Below are 19,824 nucleotides of genomic sequence, written 5' to 3'. Positions count from 1 at the left end.
GTGCGGCGGTCGTGGACCGGTTCGAGCACGACGGCGTCGACGAACCGCTCGCGGAGACGGACGCGGTGGTCACGTGGCGGATCGAGCATCCGGAGAATACTGACCGTCGCGTTTCCCTCGTCGTTCCGCTCGCCCGCCCTCTCTCAGGCCTGCTCGAGTGTCTCGCGGTAGTCTTCGGTCGTCTCGAGGGCCGACTCGACCTTGTCTTTCGTGGTGCCGTCGGCCTGTTCTCGGACCTGTCGGAGCGTGTTGAGCCGCTCGTCGAGAACGGCGTGATCCGGCTCAGTGTCGCTCATTACGTAGTCGGCGAACGCGTCCGTGGTTTCGCGGATGTCCTCCCGGACGTCGTCGCTGTCGGCCGACTTCACCGCTTCCTCGAGGTCGTCTCGGGCCTGCTGGAGTTGCTCCGTCATACTCCGGTCGACCACGGGTCGGTGCATAACGGTTGGGCGAGCAGTGGCCACGTCCGTCGCGGTGAATCGACGTGCCATTGCTGGTCGATGGGTGTAGGCCGACGCTACGGCCTGCTCACGCCGAAATACGCTCCCCCTTCCGGTGACAGGTAATGGATACGTCAGCGTCGTGACCCGGAAACGTCGGCGGTACTCCCGAGACGAACTGCCGCCTTTTTTCGAGCATGGTCCTCCGACTCGGGTGCATCATGCCAGTATCACGACGACGTGCGCTGAAGACGATGGGTATCGCGAGCGGACTGACCGCGGCGAGCGGAACCGTTCTCGCCGGCGGCGAACACGAACACGACGAGCGACCGACCGAAGACGAGAAGTCGGCCGACGGGGACTCGGCCGTCTCAGGGGCGGCCGTCCGGGTCGCGCACTTCTCTCCGGACGCACCGAACGTCGACGTCTACGTCGACGATAATCGAGTGCTCGCGGATGTCGCCTACGGCGACGTCACGCCGTACCTCGAGATCGAACCGGGGACGTACGCGGTGACGATCACGGCCGCCGGCGATCCGGAGACGGTCGCGTTCGAGGGCGACGTCACGTTCGGCGCCGCGTTCTACACCGTCGCAGCGATCGGCGAGCTCGGTGCCGAGACGTTCCAGCCGGCGGTGCTGGTGGACGCCGGATCGGCGCTCGCCCGCCTCGTCCACGCCGCACCCGACGCGCCCGCCGTGGACGTCTACGCCGACGACACCCTGCTCTTCGAGGACGTCTCGTTCACCGATTCGACCGACTACGTCCCGGTTCCGGCCGGCCAGTACACCCTCTCGGTCAGGCCGGCCGGCGGGACGGAGGCCGTGGCGTCGTTCGACGCGACGCTCGAGCGAGGTACCGCCTACACCGGGTACGCGATCGGCTACCTCGAGCCGCCGACGGACGCGACGGACCGCGAGTTCACCGTCGAGGTGACCGTCGACGGCCCGATGGCCGACGACGGCGGCGAACACGGTAGTCACTGAAACGAGGGACACACTGCTCGCGACACGGTCGGGCGAGCAGGTGTGCAATGATCTTCAGTGGCTATTTCGGGGGCCGCCGGTCCGAGTGACGCGTCGACGGAGTCGGTTGCGACCCCTATCGGACGGTCCGTCCGGCGCCTCGACGTCGCGGTCCGTATGCGAGCGCGTAAAGTGGCTCGAACCCCTGACTCCGATAATGAGTGACGCGCAAGGCCCCCTCCAACCGGACCGCCCGGACGTCGACCGTCCGTTTCGGGTCGACGCCCCCTTCGAACCCGCGGGCGACCAGCCCGAGGCGATCGAACAGTTAGTCGACGGCTTCCGGTCGGGGATGGACAAGCAGACCCTGCTCGGCGTGACCGGGTCGGGGAAGACCAACACCGTCTCGTGGGTCGCCGAGGAGATCCAGAAGCCGACGCTGGTCATCGCCCACAACAAGACGCTGGCGGCCCAGCTCTACGAGGAGTTCCGGACCCTCTTCCCGGACAACGCCGTCGAGTACTTCGTCTCCTACTACGACTACTACCAGCCCGAGGCCTACGTCGAACAGAGCGACACCTACATCGACAAGGACGCCTCGGTCAACGACGAGATCGACCGCCTGCGCCACTCGGCCACGCGGTCGCTGCTGACCCGCGAGGACGTGATCGTCGTCGCTTCCGTCTCCGCGATCTACGGGCTGGGCGACCCGCGCAACTACATCGACATGTCGCTGCGGCTCGAGGTCGGCGAGGAGATCGGTCGCGACGAACTGCTCGCGCAACTCGTGGACCTGAACTACGAGCGCAACGACGTCGACTTCACGCAGGGCACCTTCCGCGTCCGCGGCGACACCGTCGAGATCTACCCGATGTACGGCCGCTACGCCGTCCGGGTCGAGCTCTGGGGCGACGAGATCGACCGCATGGTCAAGGTCGACCCGCTCGAGGGCACGACGCAGGGCGACCAGCAGGCGGTACTCGTCCACCCCGCGGAGCACTACTCGATCCCGGAGAACACCCTCGAGAACGCGATGGACGAGATCCGCGACGATCTGGACTCCCGAATCTCGTACTTCGAGCGGCAGGGCGACATGATCGCCGCGCAGCGCATCGAGGAGCGGACCACGTTCGACCTCGAGATGATGCAGGAGACGGGCTACTGTTCGGGGATCGAGAACTACTCGGTCTACCTCTCGGATCGCGAGTCGGGCGAAGCGCCCTACACCCTGCTGGACTACTTCCCCGACGACTTCCTGACCGTGGTCGACGAGTCCCACGTCACGTTGCCCCAGATCCGCGGCCAGTACGCCGGCGACAAGTCCCGGAAGGACTCGCTGGTCGAGAACGGGTTCCGACTGCCGACCGCCTACGACAACCGGCCGCTCACCTTCGAGGAGTTCGAGGAGAAGACCGACCAGACGCTGTACGTCAGCGCCACGCCGAGCGATTACGAGCGCGAGGAGAGCGGTCAAATCGTCGAACAGATCGTTCGGCCGACCCACCTCGTCGACCCGGCGATCGAGGTGTCCGACGCCACAGGTCAGGTCGACGACCTCCTCGATCGCATCGACAAGCGGATCGAGCGCGAGGAGCGCACCCTCGTCACCACGCTCACGAAGCGCATGGCGGAGGACCTGACCGAGTACCTCGAGGAGGCCGGCGTCGACGTCGCCTACATGCACGACGAGACGGACACCTTGGAACGCCACGAGATCATCCGCTCGCTCCGGCTGGGCGAGATCGACGTCCTCGTCGGAATCAACCTCCTGCGGGAGGGCCTGGACATCCCCGAAGTCTCGCTGGTAGCGATTCTGGACGCGGATCAGGAAGGGTTCCTCCGCTCGGAGACGACGCTCGTCCAGACGATGGGCCGAGCGGCCCGGAACGTCAACGGCGAAGTCGTGCTCTACGCCGACGAGCCCTCGAACGCCATGGAGTCCGCCATCGAGGAAACCCAGCGCCGCCGCGAGATTCAACAGGCGTACAACGAGGAACACGACCTCGAGCCCACGACGATCCAGAAGGAGATCGGCGAAACGAACCTGCCGGGCAGCAAGACCGACACCAGCGAGGTCTCCGGCCGGGAGCTCGAGGACGAGGACGACGCCGCCCGCTATATCGACGAACTCGAGGACCAGATGCAGGAGGCCGCGACCAACCTCGAGTTCGAGCTCGCGGCCGACATTCGGGACCGGATCCGGAAGGTGCGCGAGGAGTTCGAACTCGAGGGCAGCGACGAGGGGATCGCGCCGCCGACCGAGGAGTTCTGAACGAAAATCGGTCGGCGGACGGTCGTCGAGTCGGTGCGCGTAACTGTGGGACTTAGGGCCTGTGGCGTTGCTCCCAACCTCGAGTTGCTCGCGTTAGCAGTAGATAGTATCGTAGTTTCTTCCTTCAGAACATTTCGTGGAACACCTGATAAGTATAGATGAAACTGTTTCCAGAGTGGTTATCGATTTCTCCAGAATCTACCAAAAGAGGGCTACAGAAATGGTGTCCATTCGTCACAAAGAGAGTCCTCGTTCACATTATCTGAATGAATGTTCAATATATGTTTAGATACTATTTTACACTATCTTGTTTTGGTTAAAATAGCTATTTATATTTGGTTGGTGTAGTACACAGGCGCCTTCCACAGGAGAGTTAGGTAAGCAATGAATCCCGAAAAACAGCCATTTCACCGGCGAACAATGCTAAAAACAATCGCGATTAGCGGAACCCTCGGTTCCTCCGGCCTAATTGGATCTGTTATGGCCGACGGTGACGGAGCTGGCGGGACAGGGTATCTTGCAGGTGCCGGAATTACCTCACACGGGTCGGTTGGCACCACGTTCACCATTGAGGAACGAGAAAACATATCTTTAGAAGCAACCGCCGCCTGTCGTGGAGGCGCCGAAAAGGAGTTTGTCTCTTACCGAATCAGGAAGGAAGGCCATGATCACGGTGCAGGACTATTCGTAAATCCCCGGCGCAACCTCAACACTGGTGTCGAATCCGTGTTCACGGAAGTCGTTACGGGATGTGGGGATGGCGTCGTCACCCAAGTTGATGGTAGTACGAGCCAGCATCCTATTGCTCGAGTCACGTTCGAAAGTTCAGACTAACCCCCATCGCTAATTTCTTCACACTGGTAGAAGAGTACATGGTATTGTATAGCAAATAATAAATATATTATATTATATATTCGCGCCCAGTATCCAGTACGATGCAACGTCCCTCACTCGAACCTGATAGAACGGTCGCTGGTCAGTAAGCATCTGCAGTTGCCGAATCAAACGTTTAAATTTATCATTATTTTCTAGATAAAGAAAGCATATTGCCAACCATTATCGGGGAAATTCCGGGAGCTGCGGTGAACGCTCTGCTATCGCGACAACGCGGGATTTCCACACCCTCCCCAACCGATTCGTTCGCTTCCGGGTCGTTCCTCCCCGTTCGCTCACTCATCCCTCGCGCAGTGTCGTCGGCTGTCTTCGCTGGCGCTCAGCCAGCCGGCAGCGCGCGCCACCGCTTGCCGGCTCCTTCGTCTGGAGTAGTACGGAGAACATCGGTGACCTGCCGTTTCTCACAGGCGGTCACAGTACGCCGAACCCGAACTCCGCCATCCCGAAGACCGGACCCCACAGGAAGTGGAGCGCGACGCCGACGACGACGGCGGGCAGGAAGTTGTAGATCGTGGCGACGATCGCGGCCTTGGCGTCGACGGCCAGCAGCGGGAACAGGGCGTCGCCGTCCTGGGCGATCGCGTTGGCGCTCAGTGCCGAAAAGGGCAGCCCGCCCTCGGCGTAGACGCTCGCCAGCAGAATCTGGGGCCCACAGCCGGGGATCAGGCCGACGACCGCGCCGCCGATCGGGGCGAGGATCCCCGCCGTCGCCGCGAGGGTTGCGACGTTCGCGCCGCTGAAGAGGACGAAGTATTCGTACGCGAGGAAGGCCACGAGCACCCAGACGGTGACGAAACTGGTCTCCATCGCCGCGTGGGTGAGCGTGTCGTAGATCGACCCGAAGGAGTCTCGAGCGCGGGCGATCTCCCCCTCGCCGACGTAGTGGCGGCCGACCAGGTAGAGGTACAGCGACAGGAGCGCGCCGGCGATGCCGGTGACGGTGAAGAGGCCGTCGAAGCCGAGGTCGGCGACCAGCGCGACCTCGGGGCCGCCCCGGAGCAGGTAGAGCGTCCCGAAGACGAGCCCCGCGACGGCGGTGACCCACCACAGGACGTGTGCGAAATGGGAGAACGGAGTGAGCACTCGAGAGTGCCGATCGGGGCCGGTCTCGTGTGCGTGCGTCGGGGCCGGGCCGCCGTAGTCGTGGGCGGGGTTCGGGCCGACGCTACTGTTGACGACCGTCCCGCCGTCGGGCGTCGCGGCGGGCGAGAGCTGTGCGACGGCGGCGTCGACGCGAGAGACGCCCAGTCCGACCTCGTCGACGAGATAGCCGGTCGCGACGGACGCGACGAACGCGATGGCGTAGGCGTACAGCGCGGCCTCCGGCGCGAGCGCGAGGATCACGAACGCCGAATCGCCCGCGGTCGCGCCGAGCGTCGCGACCACGGTGCCGAAACTGACGGTTCCGCGGACGTACAGCGGCATCACGACGATCGCACCGCCGCAGCCGGGTGTCAGTCCCAGCAGACCGCCGAACAGCACCTGTAGTCGCTCGTTGTCCTCGACAGCGCTGATCACGGCCCCGCCGGTCCAGTACTGGAGCAGTCCGAACGCTAACACCGTCGCCGCGACGAACGCGCTCACCTGGACGTAGCCGTCACGAAGCGACACGAGGAAGACCTCCAGGAGTTCGTTCACGGGAACCCACCGCCGGTCCGGGGGGAATCGAGCGAAAGATTAGACATCTCTAAAAATAGGTTTAGCATCGTAGGGTAAATACCTGCTGGTGGCGGTAGAAGGCTCCGGTCGGGGTGCCCGCTGGCCGCTCGAGGAAGAGAGCGGATCTGCAGTCGATCCTCGAGCCGGCAGCTGGCCGGGACCGATGAGAGGGGTCTGCGGCCGACGGACCGGGACTCGATCGGTTGGTCGGCCCTCGGACGCGTCGCGACGGCGGGCCGTCGCTATTCGCGGTCGCCTTCGTGCTCGTCTCGGAGGTGTTCGATCGCGTGGAGTTCGACGACGGGGAAGATCTTGGCGACGGTGAGGAATATCAGCGAGACCATGCCGATCGTTCCGAGTATCGACGCGATCTCGATCAGGCTCGGAACGTAGACGCCCGGAACGGCCGCGTAGATGTCGAACGTCGGGTGGAGGAACCCTTCGACGACGAACAGCACTTTCTCCATGATCGTCGCTGTGAGGACGGCGAGGCCGGAGACGACGGCCCGCTCCTTGGTGAACAGGGTCGGTCGGATCGACTGGGCGAAGATGTAGGTCAGGGTGAGGAAAACGAGCGACATCGAGGTGAGGTAGATCGGATTCGTGGCTCTGGCGCGCGCGGCGATGGTCAGATCGACCGGCGCCTGGAACAGGCCGGTGATGTTCTGTTGGAGCTGCAGCCAGAGGAAGAGGAGACAGAAGAAGCCGAGCCAGAGGAGTAACCCGCGGAAGATATCGTCGGTGAAGATGTGATCCCAGTCGTAGGCGTGGCGGAACGAAAAGGCGAGGATGATCACGCCGCTGATCGCGGAGGTGAGCGCGATGGTGAGGAACTGCGGTCCCTGGACGCCGCCGAACCAGGTCGGCATCGTCGGGATCACGGCGAACAGCCACGGAATGACGCCGCCGTGGAGCAAGAGCGGGGCCATGATGATGATCGCGAGCGCGAGCCACCAGACCATTCGCTGGACGACCGCGTCTTCCCGCTCGGTGTAGCCCATCGTCACGAGCGCGTAAATCGGATCGAGCCGGTCCGGCAGCTGATCGCGGAGGCGGCTGACGTCGTAGCGCAGGGTGAGCGCGAGGTAGGTCGCCGTCAACACGAAGTAGGCCGTGATGACGGTCACGTCCCACACGAGCGGTGAGGCGTGGACCGTGATGTGGTAGTGGCCGATGACGCTCGTGACCATTCGGTCGGGACGGCCGAGGTGGACGATGATGTAGAACCCGGCCGCAGAGAGCCCGGCGATGGTCAGCAACTCGGCGAGTCGCGCGACGGGCATGTAGCGGTCCATCCCGAGGAGTCTGACCGCGGCCGAGAGGATGATACCGCCGTGAGCGATGCCGACCCACCAGATGAACGCGCCGATGTAGATACCCCACGTCACGCCGCCGCCGCTTCCCCAATCGCCGAGGGCGGTGACGATCAGCCCCTCCTCTAACTGGTACGCCCACCCGATCAGGAAGGCGACGAACGCCAGCCCCGCAATGCCGACCAGTACGAAGTACGTTGTCGAGACGCTTCCGATCGGCCGCAAGATGTCCCGCTCGCTCGGCGTTTTCGTCGCCATCGTGCTACGGTGGACCTCACCGGCGTCGCACTTGCGTCCGTGCTATGAATTTGCAAGGTCGGCGATCGTCGACCGTGTACGCCCTCGAGACCGAACCGACGGGTCTCGTCGCGCCGAACCCGGTTCCTCGAACGGGCGAGATCGGCGACCGGAGCTGACGTCGGGATCGAATCGCGGCTCGAGACGGTTCTCCGCGCCGCTCACAGTTCGAGCGTGTAGACCACTTCCCGTCGCTTTTCGCCGCCGATCTCGACGTCGTCCTCGCCGGTCGGCTCGAACCCGTGCTCCTCGTAGAACTCCCGGCCGCCGTCGTTCGAGGCGAGATCGATCGCTCGCATCCGCTCCATATTGAAGTCCTGCAGGTCCGCTCGGAGACGTTCGTACAGTGCCGTCCCGATCCCCTCCCCCTGATGGTCCGGATGGACGGACATCCGAAGGACGTCGCCTTCGTCCTCCGTGACGACGCCGTGCGTGAAGCCGACGACGTCGCCGTTCCGTTCGGCGACGAGAAAAGCCGTTCCGGGCTTCGAGAGCGCCGTCTCGAGCGCCTCGTCGCCGTACCACTCGTCGATCGTCTCGTCGATGGTCTCGGGCTCGAGTTCGTCGTACGTTTCGTGCCAGGTTTCGCGGGCGACGCTCCTGATCCGGTCGCGGTCGTCGAGGGTAGCCGGTCTGATATCCATGTGGCATCCTACGACGGGGAGTATCAAAGTGATTGGTCCCTCACAGTTAGGTGTCGGGGACGGACTGGATTCGAAACCCGTCGGGGATTACTTTTCTCGGAAGGTCCGTCCTGATCGTATCGTCGGAACGGGTCCCTCCTGAGCGACCGGCGGCGCCGGTCACAGTTCGAGCGTGTAGACCGCTTCGTCGTAGAACTCCCCGTCGATCTCGACCTCGCCCGTATCGGTCTGTTCGAAGCCCAGCCCCTCGTAGAACGCGCGGCTGGTCTCGTTGAACGCGAAGTCGATCGATCGTACTCGGTCGACGTCGTACGATTCGAGCTCCGCGATCAGTCGCTCGTGGAGCGTCGAACCGATCCCGTCGCCCTGGTGGTCCGGGTGGACGTACATCCGGAGGATGTCGGCCTTGTCGCCCTGGGCGACCGCGTGGGTGAAGCCGACGAGTCGGCCGTCTCGTTCGACGACGAGGACGACCGTCCCGGGGGCCTCGAGCGGCATCGAGTCGTCGGTGTACCAGTCGTCGACGGTCCGGTCTATCATCTCGGGCTCGAGTTCGTCGTAGGTGTCGTGCCAGGTATCGCGAGCGACGGCGGTAATCGCCTCGAAATCGCCTGGTGTCGCGGCTCGGACGTTCATACCTCATCATCGAACGTGAGACTTAAATAACTCGCTGACACGAGACGAGCGCTCCGCCCGGCGACACTACTCGAGCGGGTCGGGGCGCGAAGCCGGCCGATCGATCCGGATCGTGCTACTCTCGCACATCGAACCCTCGATCGCGAAGGAGCTCCGGGACGCGATCACGGTGATCGCCCTGTAGTTCGATGCGACCGTCGTCGACGGTTCCGCCCGTCCCCAGCGAACTCTTCAGGTCGGAGGCGGTCGATTCGATCTCCGACTTCGTGAGATCGAACCCCTCGATGATCGTCACCGGCTTGTCGTAGCGACGGCTCTCGGTCCGGATCGACAGCAGCTGCTGGGACGTCTCGAGGTCGCCCTGACTGTCGAGTTCGTCGAGGAGGTCGTCGAGCTCGTCGTCGTTGTCTGCCATATCGTCACATGGTTCGGGATCGGGGATAGCCCTGTCCTTGCCGTCGCAACGGTCGACGACCGGCGACGCCGGCGCGCGGTGTCGATCGATCGCGGCCCGTCGGACTCTCGAGTAAGTTGCGCCGTCGACGCTTCGTCCGGTGAATACGCGGTTAACACCCCGATCACTGACGATTCGGCACGGAGGGTCGTACTTATGTGTCTCTGTCCGCAATCCTCATTTAATGAACTACGAGGGGTCTCGGCCGGGGTTCGATTGCGGGGAGTGTCACCTGCTCGTCCTCAGTGGTCTCGTCGCTCTCGTCTGCGTGGTCTTCGTTCCGGCGACGCCCGGGCCGGAATTCTTCGAGATTCCCGAAGTGATCGTCCCGCTGGGGATTTCGATCGCCCTCAGTCTGTATACCGTCCGGCTGCAGCGACGAAATCGGCCGACGGAGCGCTCGGATCCGATGGTGACGTACGTGTGGGCCGGCGCGCTCGTGTCCGGCGCTATCGGCGCCTTCTGGATGGGACTGCACCTCTACTACGGCCTGCCGATCGACGTGTTGCCGGACAAGATACTCACCGTTCTGAGCGGGGGGCTGGCCGTCGGCGTCTTCCTGGGCCGATCGGCCGGGACCGGTCACCGGCCCGATGCGGACGCTGATCGGGCCCGCGTCGTCGCCGAGACCAGCTGGACGACCCCCGCCGAGCCGAGTTCGATCCTCGAGGCGGTCGTGGAGTCGCTGGCGGAGCTCGAGGACGTCGATCCCCACGAACTCGGCCCGCTCTACGACTCGATCGACCCGGCGGTCTTCGACGGATTACAGGCGCAGGACGATTCCCACTGGCAACTGCTCTTCTACGCGGACGAGTACGAGGTGCGCGTGAACAGTCACGGGACGGTCACCGTCTACAGCCTCGAGCCGCCGGACGATCGATCGCCACCGACGTCCGCGAACTGATCGCTCAGAGCCGCGATTTGATCGTCGCCGCCGTCTTCTCGCCGATTCCCTCCACGCTCCGGAGGTCCTCGAGGCTCGCCTCGCGGACGTTCTCGACGCTGCCGAAGCGACCGAGCAGCCGCTTTCGGGTCTCGGGGCCGACTCCCTGCACGTCGTCGAGCACCGTCTTCACTTCGTCCCGCACCGTCTGGTGGTACTGCACGGCGAAGCGGTGGGCCTCGTCGCGCACGCGTTGGAGGAGGTGCAAGTGCGGCGCGTCGCTCGGCCACGAGAACGTCCGGTGGGGCGTCACCACGCGCTCCTCGGCCTTCGCCAGCGCGACCGCCGGCACGTCCCAGCCGACCGCCGCGAGCGCGTCGCGGGCCGCCTCGAGCTGTCCCTCCCCGCCGTCGATCAACAGTAAATCCGGGTCGGGCCGATCGTCTCGTCCTTCGACGGCACGGCTGGCGCGCCACTCGAGCAGGGCGCGCATGTTATCGTAGTCGTCGTTCTGGTCGGTCAGCTTCTTCCGTCGATAGTCGCTCTTTTCGGCGCTGCCGTCGACGAAGGTGACGTCGCTCCCGACCGCCGCCTTCCCCTGGGCGTGGCTCACGTCGAACCCCTCGATCCGCCGGGCCGAGTCGATCTCGAGGGCGTCCGCGAGCATGCCGCACTCGTCGCGCCGGCCCACGTTCCGCCGGGCGTTCTTCAGCGCGAGTTCGACGAGTTTCGCTTCCCGGCCCGCACCCGGGACGCGGACCGAGACGCCCGCGGCCTCGAGCCAGGCGGCGACCTCGTCGTCGCCGTGGCGCTCGGGCAGGAGCAGGGCGTCGGGGAGTTCGCGCTCGGCGTAGTACTGGACGATGAAGGCGGCGAGGACGGCGGGGACGCCGTCGGTCTCGCCGGCGACGCCGTCTCCGGTCGCGCCGGGCGCCTCGAGCGTGTGCCGATCCCGATCGACCAGTTTGCCGCTCTCTGCGCGCAGGCGCGCGACGGTCGCGTCCTCGCCCTCGATGGCGACGCCGAGGACGTCGACGCCCTGCTCGTCGCCGACCGACTGGACCGCCTCGCCGCCCTCGCCGTGGAACGCCTCGACGGTCTCGAGGCGGTCCCGCAGGTTCGCCGCGCGCTCGAAATTCTGTTCCTGTGCGGCGGCCTCCATCTCCCGGCGCAGCGGATCGGCGAGGATCCCGGTCTCGCCCTCGAGGAAGCGCTCGACCGCGGTGACGTCCTCCTGATAGCTCTCGAGGTCGATCTCGCGGGTGCAGGGGGCGGTACAGAGCCCCATCTCGTAGTCCAGACAGGGCCGGTCGCGGCCCGCGTACTTGTGGTCCGAGCAGCCCCGGACGCCGTACGTCTCTCGGAGCGCCTTCACGACGGTCTCGACCTGGACCTTGCTGGTGTAGGGTCCGAAGACGGTCGCCGACTCGGCGGGATCGCGGGTGATCTCGATCCGCGGGGCGTCGTGGGCCGTCAGCTGGACCATCGGATACGACTTGTCGTCCTTGAGCCGGACGTTGTAGCGGGGCTGGTGGCGCTTGATCAGGTTCGCCTCGAGCAACAGCGCCTGCGTCTCGGTGTCGGTGACCGCGATCTCGATGTCGTCGGCGCGGTCGACCATTCGGCGGATCCGCGCGCTGCGCGGATCGGCGTAGGACCGCACTCGATCCCGCAGGTCGACGGCCTTTCCGACGTAGAGTGTCGTCTCCCCCTCGCGGAACTGATAGACGCCCGGCTCTCGCGGCAGCGATCCGGCCCGCTCGCGAACCCCGTCGGCGTTCATCGGCGGCCCTACGGAGTCAGGAGGTTTCAGCCTGACTCCTCGGCACCGATGTTCTCGCCAGTCGGCCGCCCTCCCTCGTCGTCTCGGCGCTCTTCGAGCGCCGGCGCCGACCCCGTTCCTGATCCCGGCCGAATCGCCCGCTCGAGGTCCTCGACCGTTCCGGCCGCGACGGCGGCGTCGCTGACGGGAACCTCGATGTCGGTGCCGCCGCTGACGCGGATCACGAGTCGTCTCGAGCGCGATCGGAGGACGGCGGCGACGAAGACGGTGGCGACGACGAGAGCGGCGACACCGAGCAGGAGCACCCCCCCCTCGAGCACCGCGAGGGCCGTCTCGATGGCTTCGAGCGTCGCCTCGACGACGCGCGTGAGCTGCGTCCCCCCCGGCATCGACCGGATTCCCTCGAGATCGACGGTCGGAGCCGCCGTCGCGAAATCGCTGCCCCTTGCGAGCTCGAGCAGCCCGACGCCGACGACCGCGGTGAGGCCTCCCAGACAGAGCTGCCGCAGCGGCGTGTCCGTCTCGACGGACACGGTCCCGACGTCGGGCCGGTCGACGTGGCGGAACTTCGGCTCGTCCCGGTGGGGCGTGAACGCCAGCACGCGCTGGTTCGTGACGGCGATCGTCGCGCCCTCGAGGTCGGCGCGGTGCCGGACGGTTTCCCCGTCGTGGCACAGTTCGTCGACGTGGTCGCGCCACTGGTCGATGCGTTCGGTCCGGGTCCTGGCCATCGGTGGTCGTCACTGGTCCCACGCCGGCCGTCAAGTACGCCGGGGCTCGTTCACGCGGGTAGGGGTCGCCTTCCCGATCGATTCGACGGACCGAGGAGTCGCGAACGGACTCCGCGGTGGCCGGAAAATCGATCGCTCGAGGTCGAACTGGGGACAGTACTCGACGGGGAGACGCGACGATAATCTGCGGAGGGAGTGACCAGTACGATCGCCCTGACCAGTTCTCGTCAGAATTTAAGCATTCGAATACTACTGGGAACCTGACGATCGACCGCTGCCAATGCGGGTCATCCGCGACGAAACCGAAAATATGCTCGACCTATTCTTCGACTACGCCGTTTTGGTGGCTGGTCTCTTGGCGGTTCTGGGGGTGATCCAGACCGTACTGAGAGACGAGCTCGGCAAAAACGATACGCATCGCCGACGCATTGGCGCCTTCCTCGTCGTCATCGCCTACGTTCTCTCGGAACTGGTTCCGGGTCGATTCGTGACGGTATCCGGAACGATGGACAGTGCGATCGACGCGGTAACGATCACGTGTCTCGTTGTCGGCGTCGTCCTCCTATTCTGGCGACGCTAAATACCATTCTCGACCAAGGGGGATGCAGACGACCCACGACACCGTTCGGCCGCCGTATCGAATCGACCGCCCCTCTCGACAGAGTCGACTCGGTACATTCTCGGTGATCGGATTCGAACGCCCGAGTATGAGTGACTCGACGGTACAGTGCTGGCTCGTCGAACGGGAAGTCGGCGATCGCGACTTCGTCACGCTCGTCTACGCGACGCCGGACGGTTCGCGCTACCAGCAACGGCAGCGATCGTCGACGGCCCTGCGAACGGGTCCCGAAGTGACCGCAGCGACCGATATTCCCGAAGCCGAACTCGAGCCGGTTCCCGACGAGGAGACGCGCGAACGGTACGCCGACGAGGTCGACCGCACCGCCGAGCGGTACGATCCCGACGATCCGATCTAGGCGCGCATTTCTTCAGCCTTCCCAATCGGGAAATAACGGCGAACGACACCTCCAAAACGCTGAGATCGATGTTTTCAGCTTTAGCACGGATGTCACAAACCTTTTTTGGGAACGCTACGAGCACACAGGCATGCCAGCTATCACAGTCGACAATCTGACCAAATCCTTCGGTCAGACCCTCGCACTCGACGATCTCTCCTTCCAGGTCGAGGAGGGCGAGGTGTTCGGCTTCCTCGGTCCCAACGGTGCCGGCAAGTCGACGACGATCAATATCGTACTCGACTTCGCCCGCCCGACCGCGGGCGAGGTCACCGTCCTCGGAATGGACGCCCAGCAACACAGCCGGGACATCCGGCGGCGGACCGGCGTCCTGCCCGAAGGCGTCGAAACGTACGATCGCCTGACCGCCCGCCAGCACCTCGAGTTCGCGATCGAGTCGAAAAACGCGACCGACGAGCCCGAAGCCCTGCTCGAGCGCGTCGGCCTGGTCGACGCGATCGACAAGAAAGCCGGCGGCTACTCGAAGGGGATGTCCCAGCGGCTCATGCTCGCGATGGCGCTGGTCGGCGAACCCGACCTCCTCATCCTGGACGAGCCCTCGACCGGGCTCGACCCCAACGGTGCCCGCGAGATGCGCGACATCGTCCGCGAGGAGAACGAACGGGGCGCGACCGTCTTCTTCTCGAGTCACATCATGGAGCAGGTCGAGGCGGTCTGTGACCGCGTCGGCATCCTGCGCGACGGCGAGATGGTCGCCGTCGACTCCGTCGAGGGCCTTCGCGACTCCGTCGAGGGCGGGACGACGCTGCGGGTCACCGTCGATCGGATCGACGACGACGCCCTGCAGGCGGTCCGCTCGCTCCCCGACGTCGGCAGCGCGACCGTCGAAGACGGAACGCCGCCGACGCTCATCGTCGACGTCGACGGCTCGAAGACCGCCGTCCTCTCGACGCTCGAGGACCGCGGCATCGAGGTGCAGGACTTCTCGACGAGCGAGGCGTCGCTCGACGACGTCTTCCGCTCGTACACGACGGAGACGGAGGTGCACGCGCGATGAGCGCCGAAACGGGCTCCGCCACGGCGGGGTCGGGCGGCGCGGCCTCGAGTTCGGTCAACCCCGAAAGCGTCCGCGCGATCGCGAAGAAGGACTTTCAGGATTCGGTCCGATCGTGGCTGTTCTGGGGACTGAGTGCGTTCTTCTTCGCGCTTCTGGTCATCGTGACGGGGGTCCTCTCGTACTTCGGTGAGGATATCGCGGCGCAGGGGGCGACGACCGGAATGCTCGTGCTGTTTGTTAGTCAGATCACGAAGCTCGTGGTCCCGCTGATCGCACTGGTACTCGGCTGGAAGTCGATCGCGGGCGAACGCGAGTCCGGGAGCATCAAAATTCTCCTCTCACTTCCCAACTCCCGGAAGGACGTCCTGCTCGGTAAGCTGCTCGGCCGTTCGGCCGTCCTGTCGCTGTCGCTGACCGTCGGGTTCGGACTCGCCGCCATCGTCGTCGCCGCGTTGCTCGGCGGCTTCGACGTCGTCGACTACGCCGGGCTGCTCGTGATGTCGATCGTTTACGGCGTCGCCTACACGAGCATCGCCGTCGCCCTCTCGTCACTCACGCGCTCGACGACGATGGCCGGGGCCGCGATGGCCGGCATCTTCGTCATGTTCTACGGCGTCTGGAACGGCCTCGAGGGAGCGTTCCGCCTACTTGCCCAGCGGGAATTCCTCTTCTTCGATACGGTCACGTATACGGCGACGGTCCAGGGCCAAGAATTCGAGGCGGAGCGGCTCCAGGACTGGGTCTATTTCGTGCTGAATCTCGACCCGGGCCAGGCCTATACGAACGGTCTGACTCTGCTTACCGACGTCGACGCGCTCGAAAATCAGGCCACGATCAACGCACAGATGTTCGGCGGCGAGTTCCCGATATTCCTGCAGGACTGGTTTTCCTTCCTGATCCTGCTGTTCTGGATCGCCGTCCCGATGGTCGTCGCGCTCTACCAGTTCGATCGCGTCGATATCTGATCGCCTCCGTCGTCCGTTCCTGTTCCACCGCCACGTTCGACTCGTTCTCGCCCGGGCGATTCGTTTACACCGCATGCCGTGGTAGCCGCGGCCGTGACCGACTGCATCTTCTACGGCGGCAAAGGCGGCGTCGGCAAGACGACCTGTGCGGCCGCGACGGGACTCTCGCTGGCCGCTTCGGGTCGGGAGACGCTCGTCGTCTCGACGGATCCGGCCCACTCGCTCGCCGACTCGCTCGAGGCGGATATCGGCCCGGAACCGACCGAAATCGAGCCGTCGGAGTCCGCCGATGCGCTCGCGGACGGCCCAGCTCAGGACGGGAATCTGTGGGCCGTCGAGATCGATCCGGAAACCCAGCGGGAGCGCTACGAGAAATTAGCGCAGGCGCTGGCGTCGGACCTCCGTAGCGCCGGGGTCAGCCTCTCGAACGAGGAGGTCGAACGGCTCTTCGCGACGGGTGCGCCGGCGGGCAGCGACGAGATCGCGGCGCTGGATCTGCTGGTCGAGTACGTCGACTCGGGCGAGTGGGACACCGTGGTCTTCGACACCGCGCCGACGGGCCACACCCTGCGGCTCTTCGATATGCCGGACGTGATGGGGATGGCCCTCGAGACCGCCCAATCGCTCCGCGGGCAGGCGAGGCGCATCGGGAACGCGGCCAAGACGGCGGTGTTCGGGCCGATGTCGATGATGACCGGGAACGGCGACGACGAGGAAGAGAGTCTCGCGGTGTTCCAGGCCCGCCTCGAGCGCGCTCGCGAGGTACTCGTCGACCCGGAGCGGACCGAGTTTCGCGTGGTACTCGTTCCGGAATCGATGGCGATCGCGGAGACCGAGCGGCTCGTCGAGCGACTCCGCGAGGCCGGCGTCCCGGTCGAACGGCTGGTGGTGAACCGGGTCCTCGAGGACCCTCACGAGGGCTGCCCGCGCTGTAAATCTCGGCAGGACCGTCACGAGGAGCGACTCGCTGAGGTCCGGTCGACGTTTCCGACCCTCGAGGTCGTGACGCTGCCCGACCTCGAGGGCGAGGGACAGGGTCGCGAGTCGCTCGCGGCGATCGCCGAGCGGCTCCCCCGGTGATGGACTCGCTCGAGCGGCTGGCACCACTAGATTGAAAATGTGGGAAAACGCACTATTACTCTATGGCGCTCTCACTCGGTCGAAACTCGTCCCCGCTCGTCACGGCGATCGGAGTGACCGTTGCACTCGTGGCGATCGTCGGAACGCAGTTCCTCGGCTGGGAGTGGGGGTCTGGTCAGCTCGTTCCGACGATTATCGGCGTCGTCGCTGCAGTCGTCGCAGTTTTCGTGTTCCTCAGTCGCCGGGAATGAGCCTGGCCGTTGAGCCGGCCCGAGCGTCTCCTCGGATCGACCGTCAGCTCGGCTACCGCTTTGCATTGCTCTCTCGATAGCACTCGAGCAGCGCTCCGGATAACAGTCCCGGAACTATTGTCGTATCACGTATACTAGCCACGAAGCTTATACCCGATTACTGACTGCTGGACGCTGTAGCTGGCACGCTACTGATCCACGTGAAACTCCTCGAGAAGTACCTGAGACGGTTGTATCGGCCGAAACCTGAGCAGCGAATCTACCAGTGTTCGAACTGCGGGTGTACGTACGAGACCAGCAATACGACCTGTCGGGAATGTTGGAACGAGCGACTCGTTCGAATTAAATAACTGACTTCGCCCGGTCCGATTCGGCGTTCGATTCCGGCGACTGGAACGGCACCGATTACTCGAGGTCGATCCCTCGCTCCTCGAGCAGCGCCCGGAACTCGTCCTCGTCGAGGATCGGCACGTCGTCGGCTTCCGCATCGTCGCGTTTCGTCCGGCCGGGATTCTCGCCGGCGACGAGGTAGTCCGTGTTGCCCGAGACGCTACCCGTCGCGTTCGCGCCGCGGGTCTCGACGAGGTCCTGTGCCTCGCCTCTAGTCATTCCTTCGAGCGAGCCGGTGAAGACGAAGGTGAGCCCCGCGAGTTCGTCGCCGGTGTCGATCTCGACGGCCTGCGGTGAGACGTGTTCGAGCACGTCGTCGACTACCTCGGCGTTGGCCTCGCTCGTGAAGAACTCGTGAATCGTCTCGGCCACGGTGTCGCCGACGTCGTCGACGCCCTCGAGTCGGTCGGGGTCGTCTTCGGCGGCCTCGCGGAGCGCCTCGAAGGTGCCGAACTCGCGGGCGAGTTCCCGGGCGGTCGTCGGACCGACCCGGGGGATCCCCAGTGCGGAGACGAAATCGGGCAGGGGCGGCTCGCGACTCGCCTCGATCTCCGCGAGCAGGTTCTCGGCGCTGGTCTCCCCCCACCCATCGAGCTCGGTGAGGTCCTCGTACGCGAGTTCGTAGAGGTCGGCGACGGAGTCGAGCAGACCGGCGTCGACGAGCTGGCGGACGCTCTTCTCGCCCAGCCCCTCGAGATCGAGGCCGTCGTCGCCCGCGTAGTACTCGATCGACCGCCGGAGCTGGGCGTCACAGCCCAGCCCGCCGGTGCAGAAGGCCATCGGGCCGTCGCGCTCGACGGGACTGTCGCAGACGGGGCACGTGTCGGGCATCTCGTAGTGGCCTTCGCTGCCCTTCTCGACGACCTCCTCGACGTAGGGGATCACGTCGCCCGCGCGCTGGACGCGGACCGTGTCGCCGATATTGACGTTCTTCGCCGCGATCTCCTCGGGATTGTGCAGGCTCGCCCGCGAGACGGTGACGCCGCCGACGTCGACCGGCTCGAGCAGGGCGACGGGCGTCAATCGCCCCGTCCGGCCGACCTGCACCGCGACGTCGGCGATCGGGGTCACCTCCGCGCGGGCGGGGAACTTGTAGGCGAACGCCCAGCGGTCGTGGCGCGCCGTCTGCCCGAGTTCCTCGCGCGCGTCGCGGTCGTCGACCTTGATCACGACGCCGTCGATCTCGTAGTCCAGATCGTCGCGGGCCTCGAGCAGGCGGTCGCGGTAGTCGATCGCGTCGTCGATATCGTCGACGACCTCAACGCGATCGTTCACCCGAAGCCCGAACTCGGGGAAGCGCTCGAGCTCCTCCCGGTGGGTGTCTTCGAGTTCGCTGGCCTCGAGGACGTCGAAGTAGAAGACGGCGAGCGGGCGGTCGGCCACGATCGAGGGGTCGAGCTGACGGATGGTCCCGGCTGTCGCGTTCCGCGGATTGGCGAAGGGATCCTCGCCGCGCTCGATGCGCTCGCGGTTGTGTTCCTGAAAGGCGTCTTTGGGCATGTAGACCTCGCCCCGCACCGCGAGGAAGTCCGGGTGATCGCCGTGGAGGTGCTGCGGGACGGACCCGATCGTGCGCGCGTTGCGCGTCACGTCGTCGCCCTCGCGGCCGTCCCCGCGGGTGACCGCGCGCTCTAAGCTGCCCTCGTCGTAGACGAACTCCATGGAGACGCCGTCGAACTTGGGTTCGCAGACGTACCGGACGTCGCCGACTTCTCGCTGCACGCGGCCGGCGAATTCGCGGACGTCCTCGACATCGCCGCTCTGATCGATCGAGAGCATCGGCGCGACGTGTTCGACCGTCTCGAACTCTTCGATCGGCTCGCCGCCGACGCTCCGCGTGGGGCTATCCGGATGGGAGAGATCGAATTCCTCCTCGAGGTCGCGCAGCCGGGCGAAGAGCGCGTCGTAGGTCCGGTCGGCGATGACGGGCTCGCTCTCGACGTAGTACCGGCGGTCGTGCTCGCGGACGGCCGCGCGCAGCTGGTCGACCTGTCGCTCGGCCTCGGCCTCCGTGAGGGCTTCGACAGGCTCGAAATCAGTCGGCGGATTCCGGAGATACGGGTTGTCCTCGTCCGCGTCTTCGTCGGCGACTGGCATTCTTGCTCGAGGGTAGCCGTTCGCACCAGTAAACGT

Annotated in this window: 18 protein-coding genes; 9 read left to right on the top strand and 9 right to left on the bottom strand. The window is 65.2% G+C overall.

Going from position 1 to position 19,824, the window contains the following annotated elements; genetic code table 11:
- Positions 1–143: 143 nt before the first annotated feature.
- The gene (locus NDI89_RS16780) at positions 144–413 is read right to left on the bottom strand and encodes a DUF7553 family protein (RefSeq protein ID WP_277523103.1); all 270 of its coding nucleotides are present in this window, start codon (positions 411–413) and stop codon (positions 144–146) included.
- Between the two features lie 281 nt (positions 414–694).
- Between NDI89_RS16780 and NDI89_RS16775 the strand changes: the two genes are divergently transcribed.
- Together NDI89_RS16775 and uvrB are read left to right on the top strand one after the other, a co-directional pair.
- Complete coding sequence (locus NDI89_RS16775) at positions 695–1,426, top strand: DUF4397 domain-containing protein (protein ID WP_277523377.1); 732 nt, start codon at positions 695–697, stop codon at positions 1,424–1,426.
- A gap of 196 nt (positions 1,427–1,622) precedes the next feature.
- A complete protein-coding gene (gene uvrB / locus NDI89_RS16770; protein WP_277523102.1) occupies positions 1,623–3,677 on the top strand; it encodes an excinuclease ABC subunit UvrB in 2,055 nt (684 codons plus the stop codon).
- Between the two features lie 1,305 nt (positions 3,678–4,982).
- Here the strand turns inward: uvrB and NDI89_RS16765 are convergent.
- From NDI89_RS16765 to NDI89_RS16745, 5 genes are all read right to left on the bottom strand, one after another.
- On the bottom strand, positions 4,983–6,209 hold the full coding sequence (locus NDI89_RS16765) for a putative manganese transporter (RefSeq protein ID WP_277523101.1): 1,227 nt from the start codon (positions 6,207–6,209) through the stop codon (positions 4,983–4,985).
- Positions 6,210–6,472: 263 nt separating this feature from the next.
- Positions 6,473–7,801: an NrfD/PsrC family molybdoenzyme membrane anchor subunit gene (nrfD, locus tag NDI89_RS16760; RefSeq protein WP_277523100.1), complete on the bottom strand. Its 1,329-nt coding sequence runs from the start codon at positions 7,799–7,801 to the stop codon at positions 6,473–6,475.
- Positions 7,802–8,001: 200 nt separating this feature from the next.
- Positions 8,002–8,484, bottom strand: coding sequence for a GNAT family N-acetyltransferase (locus tag NDI89_RS16755; protein ID WP_277523099.1), 483 nt, complete (start codon positions 8,482–8,484; stop codon positions 8,002–8,004).
- A 159-nt stretch (positions 8,485–8,643) separates the two neighbouring features.
- Complete coding sequence (locus tag NDI89_RS16750; RefSeq protein ID WP_277523098.1) at positions 8,644–9,120, bottom strand: GNAT family N-acetyltransferase; 477 nt, start codon at positions 9,118–9,120, stop codon at positions 8,644–8,646.
- Between the two features lie 115 nt (positions 9,121–9,235).
- Complete coding sequence (locus NDI89_RS16745; protein WP_277523097.1) at positions 9,236–9,535, bottom strand: SUI1 family translation initiation factor; 300 nt, start codon at positions 9,533–9,535, stop codon at positions 9,236–9,238.
- 223 nt (positions 9,536–9,758) lie between these two features.
- Between NDI89_RS16745 and NDI89_RS16740 the strand changes: the two genes are divergently transcribed.
- A complete protein-coding gene (locus tag NDI89_RS16740; protein ID WP_277523096.1) occupies positions 9,759–10,478 on the top strand; it encodes a HalOD1 output domain-containing protein in 720 nt (239 codons plus the stop codon).
- A 4-nt stretch (positions 10,479–10,482) separates the two neighbouring features.
- On the opposite strand, the gene NDI89_RS16735 is transcribed toward NDI89_RS16740, so the two are convergent.
- A complete protein-coding gene (locus NDI89_RS16735; protein ID WP_277523095.1) occupies positions 10,483–12,240 on the bottom strand; it encodes an excinuclease ABC subunit C in 1,758 nt (585 codons plus the stop codon).
- Between the two features lie 26 nt (positions 12,241–12,266).
- Positions 12,267–12,971, bottom strand: a complete 705-nt coding sequence (locus NDI89_RS16730) for a hypothetical protein (RefSeq protein ID WP_277523094.1) — start codon at positions 12,969–12,971, stop codon at positions 12,267–12,269.
- A 310-nt stretch (positions 12,972–13,281) separates the two neighbouring features.
- Here NDI89_RS16730 and NDI89_RS16725 point away from each other — a divergent pair, with 310 nt between their 5' ends.
- From NDI89_RS16725 to NDI89_RS16700, 6 genes are all read left to right on the top strand, one after another.
- On the top strand, positions 13,282–13,551 hold the full coding sequence (locus NDI89_RS16725; RefSeq protein WP_277523093.1) for a hypothetical protein: 270 nt from the start codon (positions 13,282–13,284) through the stop codon (positions 13,549–13,551).
- Between the two features lie 127 nt (positions 13,552–13,678).
- Positions 13,679–13,948: a DUF7967 family protein gene (locus NDI89_RS16720; RefSeq protein WP_277523092.1), complete on the top strand. Its 270-nt coding sequence runs from the start codon at positions 13,679–13,681 to the stop codon at positions 13,946–13,948.
- 130 nt (positions 13,949–14,078) lie between these two features.
- Complete coding sequence (locus NDI89_RS16715; RefSeq protein ID WP_277523091.1) at positions 14,079–15,005, top strand: ABC transporter ATP-binding protein; 927 nt, start codon at positions 14,079–14,081, stop codon at positions 15,003–15,005.
- Complete coding sequence (locus NDI89_RS16710) at positions 15,002–15,970, top strand: ABC transporter permease (protein ID WP_277523090.1); 969 nt, start codon at positions 15,002–15,004, stop codon at positions 15,968–15,970. Before NDI89_RS16715 ends, NDI89_RS16710 begins: the two co-directional genes overlap by 4 nt.
- A gap of 93 nt (positions 15,971–16,063) precedes the next feature.
- Entirely contained in the window at positions 16,064–17,050 is a 987-nt protein-coding gene (locus NDI89_RS16705; protein WP_277523089.1) for an ArsA family ATPase, read from the top strand.
- A 62-nt stretch (positions 17,051–17,112) separates the two neighbouring features.
- Positions 17,113–17,301 (top strand): multidrug transporter, encoded by a 189-nt coding sequence (locus NDI89_RS16700; protein ID WP_277523088.1) that lies wholly within the window; start codon positions 17,113–17,115, stop codon positions 17,299–17,301.
- Between the two features lie 405 nt (positions 17,302–17,706).
- Here the strand turns inward: NDI89_RS16700 and ligA are convergent, their stop codons facing one another.
- Entirely contained in the window at positions 17,707–19,788 is a 2,082-nt protein-coding gene (gene ligA / locus NDI89_RS16695; RefSeq protein ID WP_277523087.1) for an NAD-dependent DNA ligase LigA, read from the bottom strand.
- Positions 19,789–19,824 lie beyond the last annotated feature (36 nt).

Source organism: Natrinema salsiterrestre (assembly GCF_029502005.1).
GTDB lineage: Archaea > Halobacteriota > Halobacteria > Halobacteriales > Natrialbaceae > Natrinema > Natrinema salsiterrestre.
This window is presented reverse-complemented; position numbering and strand designations above follow the sequence as displayed.

Excerpts from the sequence above, each read along its gene's own strand:
- NDI89_RS16780 (WP_277523103.1), bottom strand. The coding sequence starts at position 413 with ATGACGGAGCAACTCCAGCAGGCCCGAGACGACCTCGAGGAAGCGGTG.
- NDI89_RS16775 (WP_277523377.1), top strand. The coding sequence starts at position 695 with ATGGGTATCGCGAGCGGACTGACCGCGGCGAGCGGAACCGTTCTCGCC.
- uvrB (WP_277523102.1), top strand. The coding sequence starts at position 1,623 with ATGAGTGACGCGCAAGGCCCCCTCCAACCGGACCGCCCGGACGTCGAC.
- nrfD (WP_277523100.1), bottom strand. The coding sequence starts at position 7,801 with ATGGCGACGAAAACGCCGAGCGAGCGGGACATCTTGCGGCCGATCGGA.
- NDI89_RS16755 (WP_277523099.1), bottom strand. The coding sequence starts at position 8,484 with ATGGATATCAGACCGGCTACCCTCGACGACCGCGACCGGATCAGGAGC.
- NDI89_RS16750 (WP_277523098.1), bottom strand. The coding sequence starts at position 9,120 with ATGAACGTCCGAGCCGCGACACCAGGCGATTTCGAGGCGATTACCGCC.
- NDI89_RS16745 (WP_277523097.1), bottom strand. The coding sequence starts at position 9,535 with ATGGCAGACAACGACGACGAGCTCGACGACCTCCTCGACGAACTCGAC.
- NDI89_RS16740 (WP_277523096.1), top strand. The coding sequence starts at position 9,759 with ATGAACTACGAGGGGTCTCGGCCGGGGTTCGATTGCGGGGAGTGTCAC.
- NDI89_RS16735 (WP_277523095.1), bottom strand. The coding sequence starts at position 12,240 with ATGAACGCCGACGGGGTTCGCGAGCGGGCCGGATCGCTGCCGCGAGAG.
- NDI89_RS16730 (WP_277523094.1), bottom strand. The coding sequence starts at position 12,971 with ATGGCCAGGACCCGGACCGAACGCATCGACCAGTGGCGCGACCACGTC.
- NDI89_RS16725 (WP_277523093.1), top strand. The coding sequence starts at position 13,282 with ATGCTCGACCTATTCTTCGACTACGCCGTTTTGGTGGCTGGTCTCTTG.
- NDI89_RS16720 (WP_277523092.1), top strand. The coding sequence starts at position 13,679 with ATGAGTGACTCGACGGTACAGTGCTGGCTCGTCGAACGGGAAGTCGGC.
- NDI89_RS16715 (WP_277523091.1), top strand. The coding sequence starts at position 14,079 with ATGCCAGCTATCACAGTCGACAATCTGACCAAATCCTTCGGTCAGACC.
- NDI89_RS16710 (WP_277523090.1), top strand. The coding sequence starts at position 15,002 with ATGAGCGCCGAAACGGGCTCCGCCACGGCGGGGTCGGGCGGCGCGGCC.
- NDI89_RS16700 (WP_277523088.1), top strand. The coding sequence starts at position 17,113 with ATGGCGCTCTCACTCGGTCGAAACTCGTCCCCGCTCGTCACGGCGATC.
- ligA (WP_277523087.1), bottom strand. The coding sequence starts at position 19,788 with ATGCCAGTCGCCGACGAAGACGCGGACGAGGACAACCCGTATCTCCGG.